This window comes from Runella zeae DSM 19591 (assembly GCF_000423565.1).
Lineage (GTDB): Bacteria > Bacteroidota > Bacteroidia > Cytophagales > Spirosomataceae > Runella > Runella zeae.
This window is the reverse complement of record NZ_AUIF01000063.1, coordinates 20,174-27,398: the sequence shown is the minus strand read 5'-3', so window position 1 is coordinate 27,398 and position 7,225 is coordinate 20,174. Positions and strand designations below refer to the sequence as shown.

Genomic DNA, 7,225 nt, shown 5'->3' with positions numbered 1-7,225 from the left:
AAAATTGTAATTTTTATAGAGTACTTGATAGTTATGGCTAAAAAAAATAAATATGCTCTGTCCCCATGAGCTTAACTTTTGTCCAGTAATCAGATCAAATTTAGCCCCTTTAATGCAAACTATTAATACACAGACACTTATGACTGAATATTCTCGTTACAACTTTACAAAGTTAAAGTATTTTTGAGTAATGATTGATTACATTTTGCACAGAAAAAAGTTTTTTGTACAAAAAAATCTTATCATTGTGCTTTTTATTAAAATCTATGTCTTCTTTTTTCGAACATAGTGACTCTGATTCGTTGCCGCTTCGGCCACAGTTGCTGGAAACCAAGCATCTCTCCGACAACGAGTTGTTCATTCGGGCTGCCTTTGAAAAAACTGCCGATGAAGGTTTTTCGTTGTTATTCCGGCGTTATCATGCCGTGCTCTGTAATCATGCTGTTCGCTACGTATGGGACAAAGAAGTAGCCCAAGATATTGTTTCAGATGTATTTTTAAATTGCTGGAAAAACCAAGATTTTGCCAAAATCAACACCTCTTACCGTGCTTATTTGTTTGGCGCAGTGCGAAACGGTTGCTATAACTACCTCAACCGCGAACTAAATCGCCGCACACCGCTCAATAGTGTCGAAAATTGGGAGGCAGCTATTCAACGGCCTGACCAAATTGTGCAATTTGATGAACTTCAACACAAAATAGAAAGCATTATTGCACAGCTTGCTCCGCAGTGTAAGCGGGTATTTTTGCTGAGTAGGTTTGAGGGCAAAAAATACCACGAGATTGCCAATGAACTCAGTATCTCGTCCAAAACCGTTGAAATGCACATCAGCAAAGCCCTTCAAACCCTTCGCTCTGCCCTCAAAGATGAGTGGCTGATTGCATTGCTACTTTTTTCGTTACCCACATAGGGTATTCTTGTTTTTCTGTTTCTACCTTTTAAATCAAACTCGGAACGATGCAAAAAAATCTTTCCAAAGAGCAACTCTTTGACTATTTCGCGGGCAAATCATCGCTACTGGTAAAAAGTGACGTGGAAACGTGGTTAAAAACCCCCGCCCATGCCGAGCTGTATTATGTTTGGCTCGAAGAATGGGAACGCCAACATTTGCATTGGCAACCCGATACTGAGCACGCGTTTAATCAGCTTCAAGATCGCATGGCCACGCAAGAGGATTCTGCTACAGAAACGGGTCAAACGCCCTCTCGCCCACTTTGGTACCGAAGTTGGTGGGTTGCTGCTGCATCAATAGTCTTGCTGTTGGGCGTTTCTTACTTATTCCGCAACGTTTTTTTGTATCGTACTTATACCACCGAGTATGGCAACCTGCAAAATGTACAATTAGAAGATGGCACATTGGTCAATCTCAATGCAAACTCTACCTTGCGCGTACCACGGTTTGGGTTTGGCACCGATACCCGCCAAGTATTGCTCGAAGGGGAGGCTTATTTTTCGGTTACGCACACCGCTACGCACCAAAAATTTGTGGTGAAAACTAACCGTGATTTTAGTATTGAAGTATTGGGAACTGAGTTTGCGATGCGCGAACGCGCCCAAGGAATGCAAGTGGTGCTTGACAAGGGTAAGGTAAAGGTACATTATGGCAAAGCCAACCAGCCCATCACCATGAAACCGGGCGATCTTGTTATACTTAATAACGGTGAACAGGCCAAATTGAAACAGACCACAAAACCGCAGGTTTATTCGGCCTGGCGTAACCATCGGTTTGTTTTTGAACGAACATCCCTGCGCGAGGTGGGCTATCTGTTGAAAGATAACTACGGAATAGAAGTTAAAATCAATTCAGAGGCACTTGCCAAACGCACCATTAGCGGTGAAATAGAGGCCAAAAATGCCGAAGATCTAATAGAAGCACTTTCAGAAGTATTTGATTTAAAGATAATTAAAAACAAAAACTCCATTACTATTGTCGAGTCTATTTAACTATGAAAACTTTTTATATTATGAAAAATCATGTACAACGATTAAGTATCAACTCCATCAGAAAGGTGCTGTTAAACTTAGTACTCACTTACTTGTTGAGCATCAGTAGCAGTGTTCTTGGGCAAACATTGGCCTATGTGGGGCAACAGAAGCGAGAAATGCCTCCTGTTTCGATTCCGAAAGCTCGCGCCTTGTCACAGGTGTTCAATGAATTGAAAGAACATTATGGCGTTACATTCATTTATGAAGACCGTGTTTTAGCAGGAAAAACCCTCAATGGAGTCATTTCTTACGAGCCAAAAATCGAAAAAACGTTGGATTTGTTGCTCAAACCAATTGGCTTGAAATACAAACGTGTCAAAGCAGGCACTTACATTATTACTGATAGCCGTCAAAACAAGGAGGGTTTTGCTGACCCGTTTTTCGGTCGTGAAGCAACTCCCGTAGTACCCGGCGATGCTTCTATGTTATTAGATAATAATTTTGGAACCATTACCCCGTCCAGAATTGAACCTGTTTCACCGCCGTCCGTAGTTGAAGTACCCGTGAAAGGCAAAATCACCGATGAAGCAGGCAACGGCCTACCGGGCGCAAACATAACCATAAAAGGTACAACTCGCGGCACCACCACCTCCGCCGACGGTGGTTTTTCGATTGATGTACCTGACAAGAACGCCACTTTGGTTGTTTCGTATATTGGCTATTTGCCGCAGGAAATCAAAATCGGTTCGCAAACCTTTATTAATCTACGCCTTTCAGCTGACGACAAAACCCTCAGCGAAGTGGTGGTCATTGGCTACGGCGAACGCAGCCGCCGCGATGTAACGGGTGCTATTTCGAGCGTGAAAGCCGAAGAAATTGCCAAAAGCAACTACGTTGCCCCCGAAATGGCCATGCAAGGCCGAATGACGGGTGTGCAAGTAACGCAAGGCAGCGGCGCACCCAATGCCCGACCTCAAGTACGGATTCGCGGTGTGGGTACGTTCGGAAATGCCGAACCGCTGTATGTTATTGACGGTGTGCCAATTACCGAACAGTATAACGGCATTACCGACGGGGCAGCGGGTGATATTAGGGGTAATGTCAATATTTTAACCATGATTAACCCGGGCGACATTGAATCGGTTTCGGTTTTGAAAGATGCCGCTGCATCGGCGGTATATGGTGTTCAAGCTGCCCACGGCGTGGTGTTAATTACCACAAAAAGGGGTAAAACAGGCCGCCCTCGCGTAGAAATAAATGCCTCAAAGGGTATTCAGAACATTCGTAAACTGTACGACATGATGAACGTACAGCAAAATGTGGGACTCATCAACGAGGCGTATACCAACAACAAAGACGAAGCCAAAAACCTGCCTGCCGAATTTGATTCTAAAAGCCCTAAGTACCTCGGCAACCGCCCGACAGTTGATTGGGTCACGCCTGCCATTAATCAAAATGCCGTTGTTGAAGACTATTCGGCGCGGGTTTCGGGTGGTACTGATGCCACTAAATACTATGTGTCGGGAGGGTATTCACGCACAGAAAGCCCAATGGTTCAAAACTATTTGGAGCGTTTCACGGTAGCAGCCAATATTGATTCCAAAGTATCGAAGTACCTGTCGTTGGGCCTGAGCTACCGCAACAGCTACACCAAAGCTTTAGACAACACCCAAACCGACATTGGTTATTTGTCAGGGACAACCCCTTGGCAACCCATCTACGACCCCGCCAACGCATTGGGTTTTGCTCCTTCTTATAATGTTACCTTCAAGCGCAACGATAAATTTGTGGCCACTGATTTAACATCCGGTTCGGCCTTTGATTTGGACAAAACCGAGCCACTTTGGGGACCGGAAACCAATGCAAACCCCTATGCCTGGCACCAACTTAATAAAACTGATTACTCAATTATCGGCAACATTGCCAACGCCTATTTACAGATTGAACCCATTGCCGGCTTGAAAGTTAAAGGAATGATCGGCGTAAACTGGTTCTACAATCGTCGCAATAGTTGGAGCGATTTTGATAACTATTTATTTTCTCAAACCCCGGGCAATCCATATGCCGGTCACGATGGTACCTCTAAAGGCAGCTATGGCGAACGACATACGCGCAACTTGAATTTAATTAAAGAAATGAATGTCACTTACAACCGTGCTTTTGGCGAGCATTTGGTAGATGTGTTGGTTGTGGCCAATCAGCAGCAAAACAGTTTCGAGTTCATCAGTGGCAGCACGGGTCAAGTGGTTTCCAACGACCCCTTATTTAGAACCAACATCGGTGGCCCGATTCAATATACCAACAGCGGAGCTTTCCGTGACCGCGAGGCATTAATTGGCTACTTAGGCCGCATGAGTTATAACTATAAAAGCAAATATTATTTAGATGCCACCATTCGCCGCGATGGCAGTTCAAAATTCGCACCCGGTTTCAAATGGGGCATTTTCCCCGGTGTTTCGGCAGCTTGGCGCATCAGTGCCGAGAAGTTTATGGAGCAACTGCCCATTGTAAATGACCTAAAACTGCGGGCAGGTTGGGGACAATTAGGAAATCAGCGTACGGCCGCATTCGCCTTTCTGTCAACGGTTTCTACTACACCCGATTATTCTTTGGGGTCGGGAGCGGGCAACGGCGTGGGAAGTGTTCGTTTTGGCGCCAGCCTTCCCGATTTCCCGAATCGCAACCTGTCGTGGGAAACTGCCGAAACCATCAACATTGGTTTGGACGGAGCATTGTTGAATAATACCATAACATTCACGGTTGAGTATTACAACAAACTTACCAAGGGTATTTTGCAGAGTACCGCCATTCCCGCCAGTGTGGGTAATCAAAACCAGCCTATCATCAACATTGCATCGGTACGAAACAGCGGCGTTGAACTGCAGTTGGGAGCCAACAAAAAAGTAGGAAATCTAACGCTCTCGGCTTCGGCCAACCTAACTACCGTGAAAAACAATGTAGTGAGCGTTTTTAAAGACCAGGCATTTGGTGGCGAAGGTGGTCGTATCGAAGTAGGTAAGTCACTGAACTATCTGTGGGGCTACAAAATGGGAGGTATTTTTCAGAACCAAGCCGAAATTGATACTTGGAAGGCCAAATATAAAGACGGTAACAACAATAACAATTTTGCACCCGGCGACATCTATTTTGAAGACGTGAAAGGCAGCGCGGCAGGCTCTGAACCGGATGGCACCATCAATGCAGATGACCGCAGTTTTATTGGAAAAACCATTCCCGGTTACTATTATGGCCTGAATTTAGGTGCCAATTGGAAAGGGTTTGATGCCAGTATATTCTTTCAGGGCGTGGGCGACGTGGTTCGTTACAACTGGGAACGCGCAGGCGGCGAAGGAATGGGTGGACCGGGTAATAACTACTGGACTTCAACCCTCAATCGCTGGACTCCCCAAAATCCTTCTACTACCATGCCCCGGGCGGTGCGTTCAGACCCGGCTCAAAATAACCGTTTCTCGACCCGCTTTGTGGAAAGTGCGGCTTTCCTGCGGCTCAAAAACGTGCAAATCGGCTACACGCTCCCTAAAACACTGACCCGTAAATTGGGCAGTATGGAAAACTGCCGCGTTTATCTTAGTGCCACTAACTTGCTCACTTTCACCAAGTGGACGGGCCTCGACCCCGAAAGTTTCGGTACTATTCCGCCCACTCAATCTATGCAAGTGGGCATTAACGTTGGTTTTTAAATTATTCACTTTAAAAAAATACTTTAAAGAAAATGAAAACATCACATAAGAAACTTTTAACCACGCTCATTGCGCTGATGTCAGTGGGATATGCCTGCAACGAAAAAAACATTGACCTCGACCCACTGGCAGTAACAGAAGCCGCTTATTTCAAGGAAGAAATTGATTTCGACCGTTCAGTATTGGCCATATATGCCAAATTGACTGACTTCTATTGGTTCAATGGCAACAACCCTATTCACGGGTTTTGGCAATTGCCCGGTGATGATATTACCACGACAGGTACGGAAGCCTACGAGATATTCGGAACGCTGCAACCTGCCACAGGTTTTTTAGGCGACTACTACCGTACCTCTTACCAGCTCATCAACCGTGCCAATACAACACTGCAAAAAATTGAGGCTGAAAAAGGTGTGTATAAAACGCCAAATCTCAAAAACTATCACAAAGGGGAGGCCTTGTTTTTGCGGGGTATGATTTATTTTAATTTGTCCAACTTTTTTGGAACTTCGCCACTGGTTGTGAAACGCATTGAAGGCACCGAGGAAATTGCCCAACCCAGTTCTGCCGAAGGTGCGTTGCTGGACCAAGCTGTTAAAGACTTCACCGAAGCCGCCACCTTGCTGCCGGCAGTTTGGGATGCGGGCAATCGAGGCCGTGCAACGTCCAATTCAGCCAATGGATTTTTGGGTAAATCTTTGATTTTCAGGGCTTCTATCAAAAAGCAAGATGCTGACTACGCTGCTGCACTCACAGCCTTAAACAAAGTTACGGGGGCATTGGCCAAAGATTTTGGCAGCAATTTTGACGTAAAAGATGAAAACAATGCCGAATCGGTATTTGAATTTCAGGCCACGCAACCCGGCGGGGGCGATAACGTGTGGTTGTCTAATGATTTTGACAATAATATCGGTTCTACTTCGGCCTACTGGGGCTATTACGAAAACCACTATAGTTTGTTCGGGAAAGCCCCTTATGTTGGCACAAAAAAACTACTGGCGGCTTTTGACCCCCAAGACCCGCGCTTGCCACTCACAATGGATGCCAAAACCCGCGCCATCACCAAATACGTGACCCGAGATCAAAAAACACAGTCAGGAGTAGGGTCGCTCAACAATGCCCGTATTTTGCGATATGCTGATATTTTGCTTTTGAAAGCCGAAGCCACGTTGCTTTCAAACGGCTCAACTGCCGATGCCATCGGGTTTATCAATCAGGTGCGAACCCGCGCCAGAACGATGGTGGCGGCAGGTACAATTCCTGCCAACTTTGCCACTGCCGAAGCCGACAAGGCTAAAATCATGGGCTGGATTATGAACGAGCGTTTCGTAGAATTGGCGGGCGAAGAAGGCATACGCTGGTTGGATTTACGTCGTTGGCATTTAAATGGGCGCATCAATTTAGGAGCGGGCTTCGATTTTAGCTCCGACCGCACTGATGTGAGTATTTCTATTCCCAAAAACCTGTACTATCCCATTCCACTCAACGAGATTGATCTCAATCCGAATGTAAAGCAGAACACTGGGTATTAAATGTAAACCTTTGCATATAGATGAGAGATTAATGTATTCCCTTTTGCTCAGAGGGGAATAACTTT

General features: G+C 45.5%; 4 protein-coding genes. All 4 read left to right on the top strand.

Annotated features, from left to right (window positions below; genetic code table 11):
* The first annotated feature begins 266 nt into the window (after positions 1–266).
* The 4 genes from G563_RS35035 to G563_RS0116770 are packed head-to-tail and all read left to right on the top strand — an operon-like array spanning position 267 to position 7,160.
* On the top strand, positions 267–911 hold the full coding sequence (locus G563_RS35035) for an RNA polymerase sigma-70 factor (protein WP_037327218.1): 645 nt from the start codon (positions 267–269) through the stop codon (positions 909–911).
* A 47-nt stretch (positions 912–958) separates the two neighbouring features.
* Positions 959–1,945, top strand: coding sequence for a FecR family protein (locus G563_RS0116780; RefSeq protein ID WP_028666336.1), 987 nt, complete (start codon positions 959–961; stop codon positions 1,943–1,945).
* A gap of 20 nt (positions 1,946–1,965) precedes the next feature.
* Positions 1,966–5,628: a SusC/RagA family TonB-linked outer membrane protein gene (locus G563_RS0116775; RefSeq protein ID WP_028666335.1), complete on the top strand. Its 3,663-nt coding sequence runs from the start codon at positions 1,966–1,968 to the stop codon at positions 5,626–5,628.
* Between the two features lie 32 nt (positions 5,629–5,660).
* On the top strand, positions 5,661–7,160 hold the full coding sequence (locus G563_RS0116770; protein WP_028666334.1) for a RagB/SusD family nutrient uptake outer membrane protein: 1,500 nt from the start codon (positions 5,661–5,663) through the stop codon (positions 7,158–7,160).
* Positions 7,161–7,225: the final 65 nt, after the last annotated feature.